This is a genomic window from Xanthomonas fragariae, assembly GCF_900183975.1.
Taxonomy (GTDB): domain Bacteria; phylum Pseudomonadota; class Gammaproteobacteria; order Xanthomonadales; family Xanthomonadaceae; genus Xanthomonas; species Xanthomonas fragariae.
In genome coordinates this window covers 613709-637415 of the sequence record NZ_LT853882.1, presented here as the reverse complement: position 1 = coordinate 637415, position 23707 = coordinate 613709, and the positions used below count along the sequence as shown (strand labels likewise).

Annotated in this window: 14 protein-coding genes, 1 pseudogene and 1 CRISPR repeat array; of the genes and pseudogenes, 7 read left to right on the top strand and 8 right to left on the bottom strand. The window is 63.0% G+C overall.

Going from position 1 to position 23707, the window contains the following annotated elements:
- Window positions 1–54: 54 nt before the first annotated feature.
- The 4 genes from csy1 to cas6f are packed head-to-tail and all read left to right on the top strand — an operon-like array spanning window position 55 to window position 4048.
- Entirely contained in the window at window positions 55–1410 is a 1356-nt protein-coding gene (gene csy1, locus PD885_RS02835; protein WP_002802608.1) for a type I-F CRISPR-associated protein Csy1, read from the top strand.
- Entirely contained in the window at window positions 1407–2417 is a 1011-nt protein-coding gene (gene csy2, locus PD885_RS02830; RefSeq protein WP_002802606.1) for a type I-F CRISPR-associated protein Csy2, read from the top strand. Before csy1 ends, csy2 begins: the two co-directional genes overlap by 4 nt.
- A gap of 22 nt (window positions 2418–2439) precedes the next feature.
- Window positions 2440–3477, top strand: a complete 1038-nt coding sequence (gene csy3 / locus PD885_RS02825; RefSeq protein WP_088056636.1) for a type I-F CRISPR-associated protein Csy3 — start codon at window positions 2440–2442, stop codon at window positions 3475–3477.
- Window positions 3467–4048 (top strand): type I-F CRISPR-associated endoribonuclease Cas6/Csy4, encoded by a 582-nt coding sequence (gene cas6f, locus PD885_RS02820; RefSeq protein ID WP_231892682.1) that lies wholly within the window; start codon window positions 3467–3469, stop codon window positions 4046–4048. The genes csy3 and cas6f overlap by 11 nt, the downstream gene beginning before the upstream one ends.
- A 131-nt stretch (window positions 4049–4179) precedes the next feature.
- A CRISPR array of direct repeats spans window positions 4180–6667; the repeat unit is 28 nt; unit sequence GTTCACTGCCGCGTAGGCAGCTCAGAAA.
- A 61-nt stretch (window positions 6668–6728) separates the two neighbouring features.
- On the opposite strand, the gene PD885_RS02815 is transcribed toward cas6f, so the two are convergent.
- The 6 genes and pseudogenes from PD885_RS02815 to cysD form a co-directional block, all read right to left on the bottom strand.
- Window positions 6729–7873 (bottom strand): IS3 family transposase gene (locus PD885_RS02815; RefSeq protein ID WP_088056635.1). Its coding sequence is split into 2 segments (ribosomal slippage): window positions 6729–7636 and window positions 7636–7873, totalling 1146 coding nucleotides; the frame shifts between segments, so codons are not numbered across the junction.
- A gap of 154 nt (window positions 7874–8027) precedes the next feature.
- A pseudogene (locus PD885_RS21880) lies at window positions 8028–8192 on the bottom strand (GNAT family N-acetyltransferase); the annotation flags it as partial.
- Window positions 8193–8249: 57 nt separating this feature from the next.
- The gene (locus PD885_RS02805) at window positions 8250–11375 is read right to left on the bottom strand and encodes an efflux RND transporter permease subunit (protein WP_002802595.1); all 3126 of its coding nucleotides are present in this window, start codon (window positions 11373–11375) and stop codon (window positions 8250–8252) included.
- The gene (locus PD885_RS02800) at window positions 11372–12439 is read right to left on the bottom strand and encodes an efflux RND transporter periplasmic adaptor subunit (RefSeq protein ID WP_002802593.1); all 1068 of its coding nucleotides are present in this window, start codon (window positions 12437–12439) and stop codon (window positions 11372–11374) included. Before PD885_RS02800 ends, PD885_RS02805 begins: the two co-directional genes overlap by 4 nt.
- A gap of 262 nt (window positions 12440–12701) precedes the next feature.
- Window positions 12702–14678 (bottom strand): sulfate adenylyltransferase subunit CysN, encoded by a 1977-nt coding sequence (gene cysN, locus PD885_RS02795; protein ID WP_002802592.1) that lies wholly within the window; start codon window positions 14676–14678, stop codon window positions 12702–12704.
- Entirely contained in the window at window positions 14678–15583 is a 906-nt protein-coding gene (gene cysD / locus PD885_RS02790; RefSeq protein WP_002802591.1) for a sulfate adenylyltransferase subunit CysD, read from the bottom strand. The genes cysN and cysD overlap by 1 nt, the downstream gene beginning before the upstream one ends.
- Window positions 15584–15764: 181 nt before the next feature.
- Here cysD and PD885_RS02785 point away from each other — a divergent pair, with 181 nt between their 5' ends.
- The 3 genes from PD885_RS02785 to PD885_RS02775 all read left to right on the top strand — a co-directional run bounded on the left by PD885_RS02785 (window position 15765) and on the right by PD885_RS02775 (window position 20167).
- The gene (locus PD885_RS02785; protein ID WP_002802590.1) at window positions 15765–17612 is read left to right on the top strand and encodes an assimilatory sulfite reductase (NADPH) flavoprotein subunit; all 1848 of its coding nucleotides are present in this window, start codon (window positions 15765–15767) and stop codon (window positions 17610–17612) included.
- 123 nt (window positions 17613–17735) lie between these two features.
- The gene (cysI, locus tag PD885_RS02780; protein ID WP_002802589.1) at window positions 17736–19442 is read left to right on the top strand and encodes an assimilatory sulfite reductase (NADPH) hemoprotein subunit; all 1707 of its coding nucleotides are present in this window, start codon (window positions 17736–17738) and stop codon (window positions 19440–19442) included.
- The gene (locus PD885_RS02775) at window positions 19439–20167 is read left to right on the top strand and encodes a phosphoadenylyl-sulfate reductase (RefSeq protein ID WP_002802582.1); all 729 of its coding nucleotides are present in this window, start codon (window positions 19439–19441) and stop codon (window positions 20165–20167) included. Before cysI ends, PD885_RS02775 begins: the two co-directional genes overlap by 4 nt.
- Here PD885_RS02775 and PD885_RS02770 read toward each other — a convergent pair whose 3' ends face one another.
- Together PD885_RS02770 and PD885_RS02765 are read right to left on the bottom strand one after the other, a co-directional pair.
- Window positions 20168–21619, bottom strand: a complete 1452-nt coding sequence (locus tag PD885_RS02770; protein ID WP_088056634.1) for a PepSY-associated TM helix domain-containing protein — start codon at window positions 21617–21619, stop codon at window positions 20168–20170.
- Window positions 21619–23622, bottom strand: coding sequence for a TonB-dependent receptor (locus tag PD885_RS02765; RefSeq protein WP_040762045.1), 2004 nt, complete (start codon window positions 23620–23622; stop codon window positions 21619–21621). The genes PD885_RS02770 and PD885_RS02765 overlap by 1 nt, the downstream gene beginning before the upstream one ends.
- Window positions 23623–23707 lie beyond the last annotated feature (85 nt).

The window sequence follows — 23707 nt, the reverse complement described above, 5'->3', positions numbered from 1 at the left end:
ATACTGCAAGCGTTTACCAAGATGACACACTGAAGTACCGACAAGGAGATTGGGATGACAGAACCAACCGAGAGAGCAAAACGCTTCCGCTCCGCCATCGTCGACTTTATTGAAGCCCGGCGACTGGCCAAGCTGAAGGATGGCAAAGGCGATGCCGGAGCGGCATCGAAATACGACTACGCGACATGGCTGGCCGATGCGGCGCGGCGGGTCGGACAGATCCAGGCCGTCACCCATGTGCTCAAGGCCACCCACCCGGACGCACGCGGCAGCAGCCTGCATGTGCCGCCCGACAGCCTGCCGCAGCACGCCGAGATCGGCAGCCATCTGCTGGGTGCGCATTACGCACAGGACGTGGTGGGCAATGCCGCCGCGCTGGATGTCTTCAAATTCCTCAAGATCGAGGTCGAGGGCCAGGGTCTGCTGGCGTGGATGCAGGCCGGCGACAGCGATTTGCGCGCTGCCCTGCACCCCGATACCGACGTCGCCACCGGCTGGATGCAGGCCTTCGCCGCACTGGCCCGCAGCGAACCGCAACTGAGCTCGCATGGCATGGCCAAACAGGTCTACTGGCTGGTTGGCGACCAACCAACCGATGACACGCAGTACCATCTGCTGCAACCGCTGTTCTCCAGCACGCTGGCGCATGTGGTGCACGCCGACATCCAGGACGCCCGCTTTGGTGAGACCAACAAGCTGGCTCGCCAGGCCCAGCGCACCAAACAACCGCACGACGGCAGCTACCGCGATTACCGCAATCTGGTGGCACGCAAACTCGGCGGCTCCAATCAACAAAATGTAAGCCAACTCAACAGCGAACGCGGCGGCGTGAACTACCTGCTGGCCTCGCTGCCGCCGAGCTGGACGCTGGACCATCCGCGCAGCTTGTTGAAGACCGACTCGGTGATAGACCGGTTCGGCTACGGCAAGGACGTGCGCGCGATAGTGAAGACACTGGCCGACTTTCTGCTTGACGATCCGCCGCCCAACGACAAGACGCGCCGAATCCGCCAACGCATCGAACAGGAACTGAGCGCACAACTGGCCGTGTTCGCCGCCGAAACCCAGGCGCGCTTCGCTCCCGGCTGGACCCGCGATGCGAACTGCACGCTGCCGCTCTACGAACAACTGTGGCTGGACCCGGAACGCACCGTGCTGCCGGTCCGCCGCGATCCGCAACACCCGCAATGGACCCAGGACGACGACGCCTTCAACGCTGCCTACGCCTTCGGCGACTGGCCGGACCAGGTCGCGGGTCGCTTCGCCAATTGGGTCAATGCGCAACTGCACAAGGCAGGGCTGACCAGCGTCGGCGATAACGAGTACCGACACTGGGCCAGGCAGGCGATCATCGAGGCGACCTGGCCGGTGCCACTGCAGCGACGTGCGTCTGCCGGAGGCCAGGCATGAGCCGTTGCCCCGCTTTCAGCCACTTGCTGGTGCTGCCCCATCTGCATGTCCACAACGCCAACGCCGTTTCCAGCCCTCTGACCCACGGCTTCCCGTCGATGACCGCGTTGCTGGGCCTGATGTGGGCATTGCAACGCAAGGTCCACGCCGCCGGGCTGGAGCTGACGTTTCACGCCATCGGCGCGGTCTGCCACGCCCATCAGGAACAGGTGACCGAGGGCGGCTTCGTCAAAGCCTTCCACCTGACCCGCAATCCGATCGGCAAGGACGGCAAGACCGCCCCCATCGTCGAGGAAGGCCGCATCCATCTGGAACTGAGCCTGGTGCTGGGCGTGCACAGCCAACGTTGGAGCGACGACCCGCCGGCGCAGCAAGCCGACACCGACGCCGTGGCCGAACTGCTTGCCGGCATGCGCATCGCCGGCGGCAGCCTGCGGGCACCGGCGCAGCCCTGGCGGCATCGCTACCAGCCATGGACGCTGGAGCTGACCGGCACCGAGGACGACCGCACGACGCAATTCCGCAAGGCGCGCATGCGGCTGCTACCCGGTTTCGCGCTGGTGGAACGCGCCGACCTGCTCGACGCCCGCCTGGCCGAACTACAAGCCACCGATCCCGGCGCCACTCGATTGGATGCCTGGTTGTCGCTGTCGCGCATCAATTGGCGCTATCAGAGCGACACCACCCCGAACGACACGCCCGGATGGAGCCACGACCGCAGCGGGCATGGCTGGACCGTGCCGATCCCGGTGGGCTACGGCGCTCTGGGCGAGCTGCAGGCGGCCGGCAGCGTGGCCAATGCACGCGATACCGACACGGCCTTCCGCTTCGTCGAAAGCCTGTACTCGCTCGGCCAGTGGATCAGCCCGCACCGCCTGGACGCACCGCAGCAACTGCTCTGGTACGCCAGCAGCGACCCCGGCCAGGGCCTGTACCGCTGTCGCAACGACTTCGCTGCGGCAGTCATTGCCGACCAAACGCCAGATTCCACCTTCTCTCTCGACTGACCTCACGACAAGGAATTTCAGCATGACAACCGACCTCAAGACCGCCTCCGTCCTCGCCTTCGAACGCAAACTCGATCCCTCCGACGCGCTGTTGTTTTCCGGCGCGTGGGCAGCGCGCGCCACGCCTGCCGACTGGCGGCCCATCAAGCTGCGCGAAAAATCCGTCCGCGGCACCATTTCCAACCGACTCAAGGTCAAGGAACAGGACCCGACCAAACTCGATGCCGCCATTGAGAACCCCAATCTGCAGACCGTGGACGTGGCTGCCCTACCGCTGGATGCCGACACGCTGAAGGTACAGTTCACTCTGCGCGTGCTTGGTGGTACCGGCACACCCTCGGCCTGCAACGACACCGACTACCGCAAGAAACTCACCGCCACCGTTGCCGCTTATGTACAACAGCATGGCTTCGACACGCTGGCCCAACGCTATGCGGCCAACCTGGCCAACGGGCGTTTTTTGTGGCGCAACCGTATCGGTGCGGAGCAGGTGGAGGTGCAGGTCGCGCATCTGAAAAATGGCGTGCCTGCCGCGCAGTGGGCGTTCCAGGCGCACGACCATTCTTTGCGCACCTTGCGGGCTCCATCTGCCGAAGCCGCGGATCTGGTCGCCTTGTCCTCGCTGATCGCCACCGCGCTGGCGGGCAGTGCGCACCTGCTGTTGCAGGTCACCGCGTTTGTGCGTGTGGGTGCGGGCCAGGAGGTATTTCCCTCGCAGGAGCTCATCCTGGACAAGGGTAGCAGCAAGAAAAGCAAGACCCTCTACGCCGTCGGCGATGGCGACAATGCGGTGGCTGCGATCCATTCGCAGAAGATCGGCAATGCGCTGCGCACCATCGACACCTGGTACCCGGAGGCAGACGACAACGGCCCGATCGCCGTGGAGCCGTACGGTTCGGTTACCACACAAGGCAAAGCCTACCGGCAGCCCAAGGCCAAGCTGGATTTCTACAACCTGCTCGATAACTGGGTGCTCAAGGACAAGCTGCCCGAGCCGGACCAGCAGCATTTCGTGATCGCCACGCTGATCCGGGGCGGTGTCTTCGGCGATGCGGGCTGACGCCATGGACCACTATGTGGATCTCCAACTTCGTCCCGACCCGGAGCTTGCGCCGCACCAGCTGCTCAGCGGCCTGTATGTGCGCCTGCACCGCGCACTGGTGCAGCAGCAACGCCAAGACATCGGCGTCAGCTTTCCACGCCATGACGCGCGCAAGCCAAGTCTGGGTGCCCACCTGCGCTTGCACGGTCGACAGACCGCCTTGCAGATGTTGATGGCGAGACCCTGGCTGCACGGGATGCTCGATCACCTGGCGGTATCGGCCATTCTCGCTGCCCCTGCCGACACCCAACATCGGCACGTCACCAGGGTGCAGGCCAAGAGCAGTCCCTCGCGCCTGCGCCGTCGTGCCATGCGCCGTCATGGGATCGATGCAGAGACAGCCGCCCAACGCATCCCGGATGCGGCAGCCGAACAGCTGCCACTGCCGTTCGTCGTACTGGGCAGCCGCAGCACGGGACAGGCGTCATTCCCGCTGTTCATCCGTCACGGCCCCCTGCTATCGGAGCCGACGAACGGCAGCTTCAACAGCTATGGCCTGAGCCAGGAAGCGACCGTGCCCTGGTTTTGACCCTTTTTCCCGGACAGAACAAAGGCTGCTTTAGAATCAACCACTTGGCAGGCACCTTGTTTCAAAGGGTGCCTGCCCTGTTTTGTCGGTATTTCTTTTATTTATCAATGGATTGATGAAGATCTGATCTTGTTCACTGCCGCGTAGGCAGCTCAGAAAACACTAGGCCCGTAGTGAGACCGGCGAGGTCGGTTCACTGCCGCGTAGGCAGCTCAGAAAAACGTCTCTCCTCGTATACTATCGAATGTGTTGTTCACTGCCGCGTAGGCAGCTCAGAAATTACGGTCATGTCCTGGATATGGTGTCCAGGAGTTCACTGCCGCGTAGGCAGCTCAGAAAAGCTTCGAGGAACAAATCTGATCGCTGCAACGGTTCACTGCCGCGTAGGCAGCTCAGAAAAATCCGACTATCTTTAAGCATAGTCTGTCCGGGTTCACTGCCGCGTAGGCAGCTCAGAAATGATGGTTGCGGAAAATAAAGGTCTGATCCTTGTTCACTGCCGCGTAGGCAGCTCAGAAATACGGGCATCACGGCGAAAGGCACTCAGCGAAGTTCACTGCCGCGTAGGCAGCTCAGAAAAAGGAGCAGTGATAAACAATCAGGGTACCGCCGTTCACTGCCGCGTAGGCAGCTCAGAAATTGGTCGGCCCAGACAGCATTATTCATCATGAGTTCACTGCCGCGTAGGCAGCTCAGAAACAAATTAAGAAGTGGGATACCGGAGTAGTAGAGTTCACTGCCGCGTAGGCAGCTCAGAAATACTGTTACTGTGGGTTGGCCCGCACTCCAGTGTTCACTGCCGCGTAGGCAGCTCAGAAAATCCGTCCGGAGCACCACCGGAGTAGGTCCCCGTTCACTGCCGCGTAGGCAGCTCAGAAACGCACGTGCTGGCGGAGAAAGACTGCTGCAAGGTTCACTGCCGCGTAGGCAGCTCAGAAAGAGCTGTGTGCACCAAAGTTGCCCTCCTCGGGGTTCACTGCCGCGTAGGCAGCTCAGAAAGTACGGCAGCACCCGCTTTAGCTGTGCTGAGTGTTCACTGCCGCGTAGGCAGCTCAGAAAACGACCGCCTCATGGCTTCCTGCGTGCAGCCCGTTCACTGCCGCGTAGGCAGCTCAGAAAGACGATCTTCTGGGCAAATACCCGCTGAAACTGTTCACTGCCGCGTAGGCAGCTCAGAAATGCGTGCAGCCCTAGCGCGACTAGGCTCAGCAGTTCACTGCCGCGTAGGCAGCTCAGAAATGCTATGGCAGAACGGCTCAGAGTTTCGTACTGTTCACTGCCGCGTAGGCAGCTCAGAAACAGCGCTACCAAGATGCAAGCTACCGACATGAGTTCACTGCCGCGTAGGCAGCTCAGAAAAAAACCATTTGTGCCCGTAGAGCTTTCCATCCTTTCACTGCCGCGTAGGCAGCTCAGAAATCGACGACGCCGAAGAGGTTCGCCAGTGGTCGGTTCACTGCCGCGTAGGCAGCTCAGAAAACCAACGACGGGTGTCGCGCGCACCTGGGTAGGTTCAATGCCGCGTAGGCAGCTCAGAAAACCTACGAGCCCCAGCCGTATGCAGAGGTTTCGTTCACTGCCGCGTAGGCAGCTCAGAAAAGCCGCACCCTTGCAGACTGTACTCTCTGCATGTTCACTGCCGCGTAGGCAGCTCAGAAATCCACGTCCTCTTGAACAACATGTTCAGGGAGGTTCACTGCCGCGTAGGCAGCTCAGAAATGCAGCAGGGGGAGGAACTTCCGTATCAAGACGTTCACTGCCGCGTAGGCAGCTCAGAAATGTAGGAGCAGACGGGGACAATACGCAAGCAGGTTCACTGCCGCGTAGGCAGCTCAGAAAATTGCATACAAAGACGGCATCATCGCCTCGGAGTTCACTGCCGCGTAGGCAGCTCAGAAATTTGCGCCACACCGAAACCGAATTCCGCGACAGTTCACTGCCGCGTAGGCAGCTCAGAAATAAGCAGCGCGTTAAGAATACATTCGTGACCTGTTCACTGCCGCGTAGGCAGCTCAGAAATAGATGCCCTGATTGCAGAAGTCAGGACCTCTGTTCACTGCCGCGTAGGCAGCTCAGAAATCTATGGGGAAATCATTTTCGAAAAGTACATCGTTCACTGCCGCGTAGGCAGCTCAGAAATCCCAGGGCAGTCGGTGTCGCACCTTGCTTCGGTTCACTGCCGCGTAGGCAGCTCAGAAATTAAACCAAAACTCATGCCAGTCGTAGCGACTGTTCACTGCCGCGTAGGCAGCTCAGAAATGGCTGAAATTTACAAAGGGAGCAGTAACTCGGTTCACTGCCGCGTAGGCAGCTCAGAAAGTGTCGGGATCTTCCTCAAATCTTGCAGGAGAGTTCACTGCCGCGTAGGCAGCTCAGAAATACTGCCACAAGAACCCCGGGATCGAGGATCTGTTCACTGCCGCGTAGGCAGCTCAGAAATGATGCACTCGGCATACGCGCCACCGGTGGACGTTCACTGCCGCGTAGGCAGCTCAGACAGGGATGTCCGGATGCTGGCAGTGACGCGTTGTGTTCACTGCCGCGTAGGCAGCTCAGAAAACATCAAAGGCTGCTACTGAAGCTCTGGATGAGTTCACTGCCGCGTAGGCAGCTCAGAAAAATTCAAGGATGGCCATACGGGTTGGATTGACGTTTGATACGCCCAGGGTTCCGTAGACCCTCAAGACCCTCGTTGCGCGTAGCGCCGTTCAAACTCTACAGGGGACAGGTCGCCAGTTGAACCGTGGCGGCGGTTGGGGTTGTAGAACATCTCGATGTAGTCGAATACCTCGGCGCGAGCGGCGTCCTTGGTGGAATAGGTCCGCCGCCTGATCCGCTCGCGTTTGAGCAGTCCGAAGAAGCTCTCCACGGGTGCGTTGTCGTGGCAGTTGCCACGCCGACTCATGCTGCACACCACGCCATGGGACACCAGGAAACTGCGCCAGTCATCGCTGGTGTAGACAGACCCTTGGTCCGAATGAACCAAGCAACCAGCGTTGGGTTTGCGCCGCCACACCGCAGACAACAAGGCCTGCACGACCAACTCGGTGTCGGCCCGATCGCGCATCGCCCAGCCGACAACCTGCCGGGAAAACAGATCGATCACAACAGCCAAGTACATCCAGCCTTCATGCGTGCGGATGAAGGTGAAATCGCTCGCCCAGGTCGTGTCCGGCTCAGTCACGTCGAACTGTCGGTCAAGCAGGTTGGCCGCCGCCTTGCACTGCATTCCTCCATGGAAGCGCGGTTTGCGACCATAGCCCACCTGGGCACGCAGTCCCTCGGTGCGCATCAGCCGATGCACCCGATGGCGACTGCAACGCTCACCCAGATCGCGCAGATCCCTGGTGATCTTGCGATGCCCATAGACACTGCCGTTGGCCAGCCAGTGGTGCTTGATCAGTCCAAGCAAGCGCTCATCTTCCTTGGCGCGCTCACTGTTGGGCGAGCACAACCAGGCGTAATAGCCCGACCGGTTGACCCGCAATACCCGGCACATCGCACACACCCTGAATTCCCCACAGTGGGCTTGCATGAAGGCGTACTTTGCCCTTACCCCTTGGCAAAGTACGCGGCGGCCTTTTTTAGGATGTCGCGCTCCTCGGTCACTCGACGCAACTCTGCCTTCAGCCGCCGAACCTCGGCGCTCTGGTCCACCTCGGCGCGCTGCACCACGCCAGGCTTGCCGAACTTGCGCAGCCAGGCGTAGAGGCTGTGCGTGGTGACACCCAGTCGCTCCGCGACTTCTGCCACCTTGAAACCACGATCGGTCACTTGCCGGACCGCCTCGATCTTGAATTCATCCGTATACCGCTTGCTGCTCATAGACACCTCCGAATTGACCATTTTCCATGGCCTTGAGATGTCTAGGAAACCCTGGGCGTAGCATTACTGCGATTCATCACCATGCATCTTCAGGCTGTCCAGGCCAGGAATTTAGCACTTCCTGATGGACACTCAATCCTGTGCTGACTGCGCGGCGCGTGTACGGATACGGAAAACGATCGCTCAACCCACGCGGCATCAGCGGGTCATTGGCATGACGCAACAAGGCGTCCAGGTCGTCCTGACGCCAACGGCGCAGCACGATGCCTTCTGGGTTGCAGTGCCGATGAGTCGTCCAAACCTCGCACGTAGGGCACATAACGCCAGAACACAGCCGCACCTCGCGGCCGGCCGTGCACTGCGGGGCCAGCCCACTTTATGCGTGTCCACCCACCGACGGCGTCTGCGCTTCGAGGGTTTCCAACTCGCGTGCCACCGCTTCGGGCGACTTGGTATACGGCGCGATCAGGCTGTAGAACGCCGGCACCACGTACAGCGACAGCAGCGTGGACAACGACACGCCGAAGATCACCACCACACCGATAGTGGCACGGCTGGCCGAGCCGGGTCCGCCGGCCACCACCAACGGAATCGCACCGACCACGGTGGCGATCGAGGTCATCAGGATCGGGCGCAAACGCACCGATGCAGATTCCACGATCGCCTTATGCACGCTGCGGCCCTCGTCGCGCAACTGGTTGGCGAACTCCACGATCAGGATGCCGTTCTTGGCGCAAAGGCCCACCAACATCACGATGCCGATCTGACTGAACAAGTTGAGCGTGCCGCCGGTAACCCATAAACCGACCAGCGCACCCAGCACCGCCAACGGCACAGTGAGCATGATCACCAGGGGATGCGCGAAGCTTTCGAACTGCGCGGCCAACACCAGATACACCACCAGCAAGGCGATGCCGAAGGTCAGCAACACCGCACTGCCGGATTGCTGGAATTCGCGCGATTCGCCCTTCCAATCCACCTGCGCATACTCGGGCACTTCTTCCTGCGCGGTCTGTTGCGCCCAGGCAATCGCCTCACCGAGCGGATAGCCCGGTGCCAGACCGGCGCTGATGGTGATCGCACGCAGGCGATTGAAGCGGTTCAAGGTACCGGCTTCGGCCACTTCGCTCAGCGTGACCAGGTTGGAGAGCGGAATCAGCTCGCCACGTGTAGAGCGCACGCGAATCGCGGTGAGGTCTTCCGGCGACATCCGGCCTTCGCGATCGGCTTGCAGCATCACGTCGTATTCCTCGCCGTTGTCGACGAAGGTGGTGACACGACGCGAGCCCATCAAGGCTTCCAGCGCCCCACCGATCGCGGCCACCGGCACGCCCAGATCGGCCGCACGCAGGCGGTCGATATTGACGCGCATCTGCGGCCGGGTTTCCTTGTAATCCGAGTCCGGGCCGACCAGGCCGGGATTAGCTTCCATGCGCTGCAGAATGCGGTCGCGCCATTGCGCGATCTCGGCATAATCCGGGCCGCCCAACACCAATTGGAACGGCTGCCCGCGGCTGCGCACCAGCCCGCCGCTCACCTGTGTGCGTGCGCGCACACCGCTAAGCACAGTGAGTTTTTGCTGCAGCTCATCGGCCACTTCGGTAGTCGGGCGGCTGCGCTTTTCCCAGTCCTGCAAGAACACGTTGACGCGTCCGGTGTGCATTTCCTCGCTGCTGCCAAAGCCGCCGGGCACGCGCGGATTGGCGCGTACGATGGGTTTGTCCGGGCCGACGTAGGGACTCAGGATGGCTTCGACCTGATGCATCTGCTTCACGGTGTAATCGAAGCCGGCGCCTTCCGGGCCGTCGATCATGATCTGGAAATTGCCGCGATCTTCCGCAGGCGCCAGCTCGGAAGGAATGCGGGTCATCAGCAACGCACTGGCACCGAGCGCCAACAGCATCAGCAGCGCGAAGATCCAGGTGCGATGCACATGCCGCTCCAACGAACGTCCGTACGCACCGGACACCGCCTGCATGCGTCCATCGAACCAGCGATGGAAGCGATTCGGTTTGGCCTGCCCGTGCGAGCGCAACAGCTTTGACGACATCATCGGCGTAAGCGTCAGCGCCACGAATGCAGAGATCGCTACCGCTGCGGCCAACGCCACTGCCAACTCGCGGAACAAGCGGCCGGTAGTGCCCTCCAGAAAGCCGACCGGCAAGAACACCGCCACCAGCACTGCGGTGGTTGCGATGACTGCAAACGCGACCTGGCCGGTACCGCGCTTGGCGGCCACCAGCGGCGGTTCGCCCAGATCGATGCGGCGCTGGATGTTTTCCACCACCACGATGGCATCGTCCACCACCAGGCCGATACACAGCACCAGCGCCAGCAAGGTAAGCAAGTTGATCGAAAAATCGAATGCGTACAACGCGATGAAGGCGGCGATCAGACACACCGGCACCGTCACCGCAGGAATCAACGCGGCGCGTGCGCTGCCCAGAAACACCCAGATCACCACCAGCACCAGCACCACTGCTTCGACCAGCGTGTGATACACGCGCTCCACTGCCGCATCGATAAAGGTCGTCGTGTCGAAGGCAACGAAAATGTTGGTGCCCTGCGGCAGCGACTTCTGCACTTCTTCGGCCTGCGCGCGCGCTTCGCGTGCCACATCCAGCGCATTGGCGGTGGAGTTGCGTACGATGCCCAAACCCACATTGGGCACGCCGTTGCTCTGGAAATACGCACGCCGCTCGGCCGAGGTCAGCTCGACCTTGGCCACATCGCCTAACCGCACCGCATAGCCGCCCTGGCCCTTGCTCAAAGGCAGTTTGGCGAAGTCTTCGGGTTTGAGATAACTGCGCTCCACGCGCAAGGTGAAATCGCGCTGCGACGATTCGATGCTGCCGGCCGGCAACTCCACATTCTCGTTCTGCAGTGCGGTTTCCACATCGGCCACAGTCAGCGCGCGTGCGGCAAGTTGATCGCGATCCAGCCAGATGCGCATTGCATAGCGCTGACGTCCGCCGATACGCACCTGCGCCACGCCATCCAGGCTGGAGAAGCGATCGACCACATAGCGTTCGGCGTAATCGGACAGCTGCAGCGTGTCCATCTTGCTGGAGCTCATGTTGAGCCACAGGATTGGGTCGGCATCGGCCTCGACCTTGGAGATTTCCGGCGGGCGCGCCTGGTCTGGCATGCGGTCGGACACCCGACTGACCGCATCGCGCACATCGTTGGCGGCCGCTTCTACATCGCGCGATTGCACGAACTCGATGCTGATCTCCGACGAGCCATTGCGGCTGCGTGCTTCGATGGTTTCAATGCCTTCGATGCCGGCCAATGCGTCTTCCAGCACCTGGGTGATGCGGCTTTCCACCACTGCCGCGGAGGCGCCGGCGTACTCCACCTCCACCGAGACGATGGGCGGGTCGATCGCCGGCAACTCGCGCAGCGTGAGCCGGGTGAACGACATCACACCCAGCACGATCAGCAACAGGCTCATCACCACCGCCATCACCGGGCGGGTAATGGACAGATCGGAGAGTTTCATCGTGCTGCCTGCGGGCGGGCCGCAGCGGGCGCGGCCCGATCGACCACCTTTACGCCAGGGCGCAGCTTGCCGGTGCCATCCACCACGATGCGCTCACCGGCGCTGAGGCCTTCGAGAATTTCCACCTTGCCAGCACGCCGCTCGCCCAGCCGCACATCGGCACGCTCCACGCTGCTGTCGGGCTTGACCCGGAATACATAGGACTCGCGCCCCACCTGCACCACCGCAATCTCCGGGATCACCACTGCCTGACGCGCTGGTTGAAACAGCCTGACGTCGAGCAACATGCCTGGGCGCAGCCGGCGATCGCCGTTGGGGAAATCCGCGCGCACGGTCACCGAGCGCGTGGTCTGTTCGATACGCGAATCGATCGCCGCCACCTTGCCGTCGAACTGCGCACCCGGATACGCCGCCGCACTGCCGCTGACTGCGTTGCCGAGCTGCACCAGACCCAACTGCGATTCCGGCACCTGGAAGTCCACATACATGCGCTCCACATCGTCCAGCGTGGCGATCACCGTGCTCGAAGTGATCAACGAGCCCGGGCTGATCTGACGGATGCCGAGCACGCCGGAGAACGGCGCGCGCACTTCGCGGTCGTTGATCTCCGCGCGCATCTGTTGCACGCGCGCTTGGGCTGCATCGCGCAGCGCGCGTTGCGTATCCACGGTGGATTTGGCCACCAACTGCAGACCGACCAGACTCAACTGGCGGCGATACAATTGATCGGTTTCTTCGAACGTGGCTTGCGCGGCCGTCAATGCAGCCTGCTGCGCGTTGCCGCGCAGACGCAGCAGCAATTGCCCGGCCTTGACCTCATCGCCGCTGTCGAAATAGACCTGTTCCACCACATCGCTCACTGCAGCGGTTAGCGCCACCGATTCGCGCGCACGCACGGTGGCGATGGACTGCACGGTCGAGTTCCAGGCTTGGGTGGTCACCGCCTGCACCGAGACCGGGATGGGTTTGGCCGCGGTCGGCGCGCTGGCCTGACGGCTACAGCCGGCCAGCACCACGGTCAACAAGAGCGCGGCACCGAAGCGCGCGCTGGGTCGAACAAGCATCGGGACATCCTGGCGGGGTACATCGAAAGTTTAACGACCTGGCCGCCATGGAGTTGACTGAAAGGGCGCGCTTTGCACCATGACCAAAGACCCTTGCTGTCGTCGGCGCGATGCGCTGGTTATCACGGCTATCGACACGGCTGCGCAGCCGCCAAACGGGCGCGACCGGCACTCAGACACTGCTTGGAGTGATGCATGCGCTGCAGTTCCACGCGCGGCCACCCCACCCGGATGACCGCGCGCTCCGTCGTGTCAGACATTTTCAGCGTTCCAGCGCAAGAAACTCGAGCACGTGGCGCGCCAGCGTTTCTACATCCTCTCCATCGGCATGAAGATGGATCTCCGGCGCCTCGGGCGGCTCATACGGTGAATCGATGCCGGTAAAGTTGGGAATCTGCCCAGCCCTCGCCTTGCGGTACAGCCCCTTCACGTCGCGCGCTTCAGCGACCGCAAGCGGCACATCGACGAACACTTCAACGAACTCATCTTGATCGAAGCGCTCACGCGCCAGTTGTCGCTCGGCCCGGAACGGCGAGATGAAACTCACCAGCACGATCAGGCCCGCATCGGCCATCAAGCGCGCCACCTCGGCCACGCGGCGGATATTTTCGACACGATCTTCGTCTGTAAAGCCCAGATCGCGATTGAGCCCGTGGCGCAGATTGTCGCCGTCCAGGATGAAGGTGTGATACCCCAACGCATGCAGGCGTTTGTCGACCAAGTTGGCGACAGTGGATTTACCAGCGCCCGACAAGCCGGTGAACCACAACACGCGCGGCGCCTGCCCCTTGATGCGCGCACGTGCGCTGCGGTCCACATCCAGATGCTGCCAACGCACGTTGCCGGCGCGGCGCAACGCGAATTCCAACGTACCGGCTGCGACAGTGGCGTTGCTCTGCCGGTCGATCAGGATGAAACCGCCCAGCACACGATTGCGCGCATACGGCGAAAACGCGATCGGCTCGTCCAGCGCGAGATTGCAGTAACCCACTTCGTTGAGCTCCAGGCGCTTGGCCGCCAGACGTTCCTGCGTGTTCACATCGACCTTGTGCTTGATCTCGCTGATGCTCGCGGTGCTCGTGCGTGTGCCGATCTTGAGCCAATAAGGCCGCCCGGGCAGCAGCGCGGCATCGTCCATCCAAAGCAGATGCGCGGCAAACTGGTCGGCCACTTCTGGCGGATCGTCGACCGCGGCGATGATGTCGCCGCGGCTGATGTCGATCTCTTCGCGCAAGGTCAGCGTCACCGCCTGACCGGCGCGTGCGCTGCTCACTTCGCCATTGACATCCAGCACTGCGGCCACGTGTGCACGACGCCCCGACGGCACCACGACCACTGCATCGCCAGGACGCACCCGACCGGCGGCAATGGTGCCGGCATAGCCGCGGAAATGCTGGTTTGGGCGATTGACCCACTGCACCGGCAAGCGCAACCCACTGCCGGCCTCGGGCGGCTCCATTTGCACGGTTTCAAGATGCTGCAGCAAATGCGGGCCGCTGTACCACGGCATCCGTGTCGAGGCACTGGACAGATTTTCGCCATTCAACGCCGACAGCGGAATGTACTGCACATCGGCAATGCCCAACTGCGCTGCCATCGCACGATAGTCCTCGGCGATGTCGGCGAACACCTGCGCGTTGTAATCCACAAGATCCATCTTGTTGACCGCCAGCACCACATGGCCAATACCCAGTAACGACACGATGTAACTGTGCCGGCGCGTCTGCGTCAACACGCCCTTGCGCGCATCCACAAGCACCACCGCGACATCGGCAGTGGATGCACCTGTGGCCATATTGCGCGTGTACTGCTCATGGCCGGGGCAATCGGCAACGATGAACTTGCGCTGGTCGGTATCGAAATAGCGATACGCCACATCGATAGTGATGCCCTGCTCCCGCTCGGCGGCCAGCCCATCCATCAGCAGCGCATAGTCGATGCCCTCGCCCTGCGTACCATGCCGCCGGCTATCGCCTTCCAGCGCAGCAAGTTGATCGTCGAACAGGCGCTTGCTGTCGTACAACAACCGCCCGATCAGCGTGCTCTTGCCATCGTCCACACTGCCGCAGGTGATCAAGCGCAGCAGTGGTTTGGATTCGTGTTGATGCAAATAGGCGCCGATGGCGCCGGGATTGGGGAGTCCGGAGTCGGGGGTCGCAAAGGCGGCCCCTTCCCTTGTTCCGTCTGCGGCGAACCGCTGTTGCGAATCCCCAATGCCGATTCCCCAATCCCTGCCCATCAGAAATACCCCTCAAGCTTTTTCTGTTCCATCGATGCACCTGGCGCATGATCGATCATGCGGCCCTGGCGCTCGGAGCTGGTGCTGACCAGCATTTCGGCGATGACCGCTTCCAGCGTGTCGGCGGTGGATTCGATCGCGCCGGTCAGCGGATAGCAGCCCAGTGTGCGGAAGCGCACCGAGCGCAGCTGCGGGGTTTCGCCCGCGTGCAGGGGCAAGCGATCGTCATCGACCATGATCAATGCGCCGTCGCGCTCCACCACCGGGCGCGGTGCGGCGAAATACAGCGGCACCACCGGAATCGCCTCGCGGTAGATGTACAGCCAGATATCCAGCTCGGTCCAATTGGACAACGGAAACACACGCACGCTTTCGCCGGGCTTGGTGCGCGCGTTGTAGAGATTCCACAGCTCCGGGCGCTGGTTTTTCGGGTCCCAGCGATGGCGCGCATTGCGGAACGAGAACACCCGCTCCTTGGCGCGCGATTTTTCTTCGTCGCGGCGCGCCCCACCAATGGCCGCATCGAAGTCGCCCTGCTCCAGCGCCTGTTTCAGGCCCTGCGTCTTCATGATGTCGGTATGCACCGCAGCGCCATGGCTGATCGGGCCGATGTCCTGTGCGACGCCGTCGGGGTTGATGTGCACGCGCAGGTCTACGCCGGTCTCGGTCGCGCGGCGTTCGCGGAAGGCGATCATCTCGCGAAACTTCCAGCGCGTGTCCACGTGCAACAGCGGAATCGGCGGGGGCGATGGCGCAAACGCCTTGAGAAGCAGATGCAACAGCACCGAGCTGTCCTTGCCCACCGAGTACAGCATCAGCGGGGCCCGGAACTCGGCAGCGACTTCGCGCAGGATGTGGATGCTTTCGGCTTCGAGCCGATCGAGGTGCGACAGGGGCAGGGTCATCGGGATGTCGTGGGCATCGGCGGGCGGACCAAACGATGGCGGGGGCAGGGTCCTGCAGTGTGTGGCGAGCGTAGGCAGGACCGAAATAAGCGGCCGGCATAACGCGATAACGGCTCATCCTTTCTGGTTGCCGCAACGCTTCCATAACATCGGTCATCTAAATCAGAACCCACGGATCCGAATGACCGCCACCCGTTCCGCGCTACCGCCCAGCCCCTTGCCCGACGAGCGCAAGGTGCTGCTGGACCGGTTGGTCGACGGCCTGGATGCGGCATCGTTGTGGTGGCTGTCCGGCTACACCGCCGGGCTGGCACAAGGCCACCCGCCGCGCTCGCTGGCCGTGCTGCCGGGGGGGCAGCCGCATGCTCTCGCCCAGGAGAGCCAACGCCTGACGGTGGTGTACGGCAGCCAGACCGGCAATGCGCGCCGCGAAGCCGAGCACCTCGCCGCCGAGGCCGACGCTGCCGGCTTGAGCGTGCGTTTGCTGCGCGCCGATAGCTACCCCACCCGCGAGCTGGCCAGCGAGCGCTTGCTGTATGTGGTGATCAGCACCCAGGGCGAAGGCGACCCGCCGGACGATGCGATCGGCCTGGTCGAATTTCTGGCCAGCCGGCGCGCGCCCAAGCTGCCTGACCTCAAATACGCGGTGCTGGGACTGGGCGATTCAAGTTACGCGGATTTCTGCGGCATCGCGCGGCGCATCGACGAACGCCTGGCCGAACTCGGCGGCAGCCGCGTACAGCCGCGTGGCGAAGCCGATCTGGACATCGACAGCGTCGCCGCGCCATGGCGCACGCAGGCGTTGAAGCATGCGCGCGAGCAGCTCAAGAGCGGCCCGCATTCAGCGACAGTCACCCCGCTGCGCAGCAGCCCGGCCGCGCCGGTGTGGTCACACCAGCATCCTTTCGCGGCCGAGTTGCTGGCCAATCAGATCGTCAGCGGACGCGACTTCAAAGGCCCGGGCTTCCGCGTTTATGCCCTGCCCGGCAAGCGCGTGCGGCATCTGGAATTTTCGCTGGAAGGCAGCGGCCTGAATTACGCGCCCGGCGATGCGTTGGGCATCCGTCATCGCAATCCGCCCGCCTTGGTGGATGCATTGCTGCAGACGCTGCAGCTGGACGGTCATGCCGCGGTCACCGTTGGCGAAGAGACTCTGGCGTTGAACGAGTGGCTTGCCACCCGGCGCGAACTGACCAGGCTGTCGCGGCCGTTTCTAAGCGCCCATGCAGAGCGCGCGCGCGCCGACGACCTGCAAGCGCTGCTCACCCCGACCCAGACCGCCGGCCTGGCGTCGTTGCTCTGCGATCACCAAGTGATCGATGTGCTGCGACGCTGGCCGGCGGATTGGGACCACGGCAGCCTGCTGGCCGCCCTGCGTCCGCTTACCCCACGCCTGTACTCCATCGCCTCCAGCCGCAAACGTGTGGGCGATGAGGCCCATCTGGTCGTGGACGAAATCACTTACCAGGCGCATGGTCATGCGCACCTGGGCTCGGCCAGCGGCTTTCTCGCCGCGCTTGCCGAGGGCGATACCGCCCCGGTCTACATCGAACCCAACGAACGCTTCCGCGTACCGGCCGACCCCGACCGCGACATTCTGATGATCGGCCCGGGCACCGGCGTGGCACCGTTTCGCGGCTTTGTGCAGGAACGCGCCGAAACCGGCGCCAGGGGCCGCAACTGGCTGTTCTTCGGCGCCCCGCATTTCAATACCGATTTCCTCTATCAGGCCGAGTGGCAGCAAGCCCTGCAGCGCGGTGAACTGCATGCACTGGAGGTGGCGTTCTCACGCGACCAGGCCGAAAAGATCTACGTCCAACACCGCCTGCGCGCCCGCGGCGCCGAGGTCTACGCCTGGCTGCAAGGCGGCGCGCATGTCTATGTCTGCGGTGCCACCCGCATGGGCAAGGACGTGCACGCTGCCCTGCTGGACATCGTCGCCACCCATGGAGCCCTGGAGATCGAGGCCGCTGCGGCATACCTCACCCGGTTGCAGGCGGAGGGGCGGTATGCGCGCGATGTGTATTAAATCGGAGGTTGAGGAGTCGGGATTGGGGATTCGCAACGGCGGGCTCCTGGGGTCCTGGTGTTGTGGTGTCGCTGCTCGTTGTTTCTTTTTGCCAATCCCGAATCACGAATGCCCAATCCCGTCATGAGCCATTCCGTCGAAGACATCAAATCCGAAAGTCGCCGTTTGCGCGGATCGCTGGAACAAAGCCTGGCCGATGCGGTGACCGGTGCGTTGCGTGAGGACGATCAAACGCTGATCAAGTATCACGGCAGCTATCAGCAGGACGACCGCGATATTCGCGATGAGCGGCGTCGGCAAAAGCTCGAACCGGCGTATCAGTTCATGATCCGCACACGCACGCCGGGCGGGGTGATTTCGCCCACGCAGTGGCTGGCGCTGGATGGCATCGCCACGCGTTACGCCAATCATTCGTTGCGCATCACCACGCGCCAGGCCTTTCAGTTCCATGGCGTGATCAAGCGCGAACTCAAGGCGACCATGCAGGCGATCAATGCGACCTTGATCGACACGCTGGCTGCGTGCGGCGACGTCAATCGCAATGTGCAGGTGGCCGCCAACCCGCTGGTGTCGCAGGCGCACGCCACGCTGTATGCCGATGCCGCGCGCGTGTCCGAGCATCTGCTGCCCAATACGCGGGCGTACTACGAAATCTGGCTGGACGAAGAGCGCGTGTCCGGCTCGGGCAGCGAAGAAGAACCGATCTACGGCGATCGTTATCTTCCGCGTAAATTCAAGATTGGTTTCGCCGCGCCGCCGCTCAACGATGTGGACGTGTTCGCCAACGATCTGGGTTTCATTGCGATCCTGCGCAACGAGCAATTGCTCGGCTACAACATCAGCATCGGCGGTGGCATGGGTGCCAGCCACGGCGATGCAGAAACCTGGCCACGCGTGGCCAATGTGATCGGGTTTGTCACCCGCGATCAATTGCTCGACATCGCCACTGCAGTGGTGACAACCCAGCGCGACTTCGGCAACCGTGCGGTGCGCAAGCGTGCGCGCTTGAAGTACACCATCGACGATCATGGCCTGGACACCATCGTGGCCGAGATCGAACGCCGTGCCGGGTTTGCACTGCAGCCGGCAAAGCAGTTCGCGTTCGAGCACAACGGCGACCGCTATGGCTGGGTCGAGGGCGACAACGGGCTGTGGCATCTGACCCTGTCGTTGCCGGCCGGACGCATCGCCGATACCGAGACCGCGGCGCATCTGAGCGGGCTGCGTGCGATCGCGCAATTGAATTTCGGCGAGTTCCGCATGACGCCCAACCAAAACCTGGTGATTGCCGGTGTGCTGGCCAGCGAGCGCGCACGGGTCGATGCGGTGGTCGCGCAATACGCGCTGGATGCCGGCAATCACGCTGCCACTGCACTGGCACGCGGCGCGATGGCCTGCGTGGCGCTTCCCACCTGCGGCCTGGCGATGGCCGAGGCAGAGCGCTATCTACCCGATTTCAGCGCCGCCTTGCAGCCGCTGCTGCAGCAGCACGGGCTGGCCGACACGCCGATCGTGCTGCGCCTGTCCGGCTGCCCCAACGGGTGCTCGCGGCCGTACCTGGCCGAGATCGCGCTGGTGGGCAAGGCACCCGGCCGCTACAACCTGATGCTGGGCGGCGATCGGCGCGGCCAGCGGTTGAACACGCTGTATCGCGACAACATCACCGAAGCCGAGATCCTGGCCGCACTGGAGCCGCTGCTAGCCCGCTACGCCGCCGAACGCGATCAAGCCAACGACGAAGGCTTCGGCGATTTCCTGCATCGCAGCGGTCTGATCGCGCTGCCACCCTACCCCACGCACCGTTACCTCGACCTGGAATTGCTCGCATGACCGCGCTGCCTGTCACCTCGACCGCCCCCTCTTCCGCGCTGGACGAGCTGGACGCGCTCAACGCACACCTGGACACATTGCGTGCCGACGAACGCGTGGCCTGGGCATTGCAACATGGCCGGCAGGATGCAGCGTTGTCGTCCAGCTTCGGCGCGCAATCGGCGGTGACGCTGCACCTGCTCACCCAGCAGCGCCCGGACATTCCGGTGATCCTGATCGACACCGGTTATCTGTTCCCGGAAACCTACCGCTTTGCCGACGCCTTGACCGACCGGCTCAAGCTCAATCTAAAGGTGTACCGACCGCTGGTCAGCCGCGCCTGGATGGAAGCGCGCCACGGCCGCTTGTGGGAGCAAGGCATGGTCGGCATCGACCAGTACAACAACCTGCGCAAGGTCGAGCCGATGCGGCGCGCGTTGGACGAGCTCAACGTTGGCACCTGGTTTACCGGCCTGCGCCGCAGCCAGTCCGGCGGCCGCGCGCAGACGCCGATCGTGCAGAAGCGCGGCGACCGCTACAAGATCAGCCCGATCGCCGATTGGACCGATCGCGATGTGTGGCAATACCTGCAAGCGCACGATCTGCCGTATCACCCGCTGTGGGAACAGGGCTACGTCTCGATCGGCGACTTCCACACCACGCGTCGCTGGGAACCGGGCATGCGCGAAGAGGACACGCGCTTTTTCGGGCTCAAACGCGAGTGCGGCATCCACGAAGACATCTGATCAACAGCGCTGCGATCGGCCAATCCAATACCGATCCAGCAGCCACATCATCAACAACGACACACCGACCAGCGGAAAGATCAGCCCGCACATCACCAGCACCACCATCAGGCCGCGCAGCGTGCCAGGATCGGCAGGCATTGGCGGCACGCCCAGCCCGCCGACCGGGCGCCGCTTCCACCACATCACTGCAGCGCTGACGCACAACAGCACGATCGCCGCGCAAGCCAGCAACAGGATCACTTGATTGGCAGTGCCATACTGCTGGCCCAGATGCACGTTGATGCCCCATTCCAGCGCGCGCCCCACCGGTCCGTAATTGCGGTAGGTCATGTCCAGCAGCACCGCTCCGCTGTATTGATCCAGATGCATCACGCGCTGACGTTGCAGATCGGCCGGATAGACCGAGGCGGTATACACGCCGGTAGGACCACGCGGCGGCGCCACGCTGTAGCCCGGTGCAATACCGCGCGACTCGAAGCGCTCCATCGCCGCATCCAGCCCCATCGCCCCAAGTCCCGGCGCAGCGACGCTGCCGGCGCCACCGTGTTCTGAGTGCTCTGAGTGTTCTGCACGTGCAGAACGCAACCGCGCATCCAACGCAGCAACTCCGCCCCCGGGTACCACAGATTGTGGCACGCGCGCCTGTCGCAACGACCACGCAGGATCACCACTGTCGACAAGCCGCTGTTGCGACATCGGTTGCTGCACGCGCAGGCCAGCGGGATATCCAAAATCATGTCCATTGGCCCAGCGATTGACCTGCGCGCCCCACAGCCACGACCACGGCATGCCGGTCAGCGCCAGGAACAGTAATATCGCACCGATACCTGCGCCGGTCACCGCATGCAGATCGCGCCAGAACAACCGTTGCACCGGCTTGCCGCGCACACTGACCACCCCGCCGCGTCGTCCGCGCGGCCACCACAGATACACCCCGGTAAGCACCAGCACGATGGCCCACCCCGCCGCCATCTCGATCAACCCGCGCGCAAACGGGCCGAGCAATTCAAGACTGTGCAGCCGGCGAATCGTCCAGGCCAGCGTGCCATGCTCCGGCAGCGTGCCAAGCACCCGAGCGCGATACGGATCGACATAGACCACCTGCCGCGCGCCCTGCGCATCGACCAGCCCGATCTCGGCACTGGCGTCGGCACGCTTAGGCGTGGTGAAGCGGAACAATGTGCCGCCATAAGCACGCTGAGCGGCATCGACCAATCGCTGCGCGCAGACGCGCGTCTCGCCCACCGGCACCACTTTCAGGCCATGGTGCACGGTACGATCAATCGCCTCCTGATACAAAAACGCAGCACCGGTCAGCGCCAGCCAGATGATGAAAGGCAGCACCAGCAGGCCGGCATAGAAATGCCAGCGCCACACCGCACGATAAAAGCGCCAGCGGCTGTCCTGAAGTGCCTCGGTCACGCCGCCTCGGGCGGTGATTGCGTGCATCAGAAACTCCAGTCCCACGACAGCGACAGCGCACGCCCATCACCCGGCGAATACCCGGAACTGCCGCTGTCGTACCAGGCGTACACATACGCACGATCGGTAATATTACGCAGCTGCAGGCTGAGCGCATTGCGCGCATCCACGTTCCAGCGCGCGCCCAGATTGAGCAAGGCGTAACCACCGGTGCGGCCCAGCGTATTGCTGCGCTCCAGATAATAATCGCCTTGCGCATTGCCCCAGGCGCTCAGCTGTACGGCTCCACTGACCTGCCACTCAAGCCCGGCGGTCGCCAACCAATGCGGCACGTTTTCGATCTCTTTGCCGCGCGTGGCCGGAGCACTCGGATCGGGCGTGGCGATGCTGGCTTTCTGGCGCGAATACGACATCCACATACGCCAGTGTTCGGCCGGCTGCAGGTTGAGCTGTGCATCCCAGCCGCGCCGCAGCGTGCGCCCCACGTTGGCGACATCGCCGACACCGGCCACGCCGTTCACTCCTAAAATGGTCGCGACCTCGCCAGAGGCACGTTGTTCCCAATACGCCAGGCGCCCGTCCATCACGGCCGACGGTGCGAACTTGAAACCGGCCTCCCAACCAGCGTTGATCGACGGGCCAAGAGATGCCGGCTGGCGCCGATAAGCACCATCGCCGCTGCCGATCTGGAAGGTGCGGCCCCAATTTGCGTAGACGCTGCTCTGCTCGGCAAATTCATAGCTGGCACTGAACTTGGGCTGCTTGATGGTGCCGTAATCGTAGGTCGGCGCGTAGATGCCGGCCAGCACATCGTGCAGCTCGCCATCGACGCGGTCGATGCGATACCCCGGCACTAACTGCAAACGTGGAACAGTCGACAGCACCGCCTGCACATACGCACCGCGCGTACGCAGGTCGTAGTTCCAGTTGCGCAATTGCGCACCGCGCACGCGTGCGACGGTGCGGTAGCGCTGCGACCGATTGTCCTGCCACTGCGCATCCACGCCGGCTTGGAGATTGGCCGCCAGCGCGCCCCCGTCGGGCTGCCAGTTGCCGCGCAACAACAGGCCGCGGTGGGTTTCATCGGTATCGCGCTCCTGTTGCAGGCCGGCGGCAGAAAACCGTACCCAGCGCTGATTGCGATAGTCGTTCTGGTAGGCCTTGGCGCTCCATCGCGCATCCGCAGCAAGCTCGCCCTCGGCGTGCAACGCAGTCTGGCGCACGCTGCGTTCGCTTCTATCGTCTTGCGCATACGTGGGCGAACTGCGCGGCGCTATACGCGCGGCGGCCGCATCCAGATAACCGGCTTCCAGCGCATGGTTGTCGTAGTAGCGCGTGGTAAGCCCGGCACGGAAAGCGCCGTCCGGATCGGTGTAGAACCACTTGCCGGCCACGCTGCGTTTGCGCGCGTCGGCGTGCGCGCGATAGCCATCGGAATCGCGCCACGCCAACCCATAGTTCTGGCTCCACGCGCCGTGCTCCAAGCCCTTGCCCAGTTGCACCTCACGTGCACCGAAGCTGCCGGCGGTCACGCTCAACAGGCCATCGTTGCCACCGATGCGGGTCAGCACATCCACGCTGCCGGCGATCGCGTTCGAACCGTAGCGTGCGTCGTTAGTGCCGCGCACGATTTCGATCGCACTGATGTCCTGTGGAAACACCGCATCCAGATACGGCATGCCGCCGGCATTGTCGTTGCTGGGGATGCCATCGATCAGCAGCTTCACCGCATTGATCCGCCCCTCGCCATTGAAGCCACGGAACGAGAACCGCCCCGCATCGGTCCCCATGCGGAACTGGGTGACCTGCACGCCCGGCGCACGCATCAGCAATTCCCAGCTGTAGTCCACATGTTGATCGTGCAGCAGCTCGCCGCCGATCACATCCACCGAACTCAGCACCCGCGCCGTGCTCGGGCTGCGCTGACTTTGTTCGCTCACCTGCACCTTGCCCAGCGTCAATGCCGCGTCCTGTGCCTGCACATGGCATACAGGTGCCCACACCAGCGCCAATGACGGCGCATACCACATCGTTTTCAACAACCGCAAACACATGTCCAACCCTTCGCCGTCGCAGTACGGCAACACAGCCGTGCGACGCCGCAACAGCGGGCGC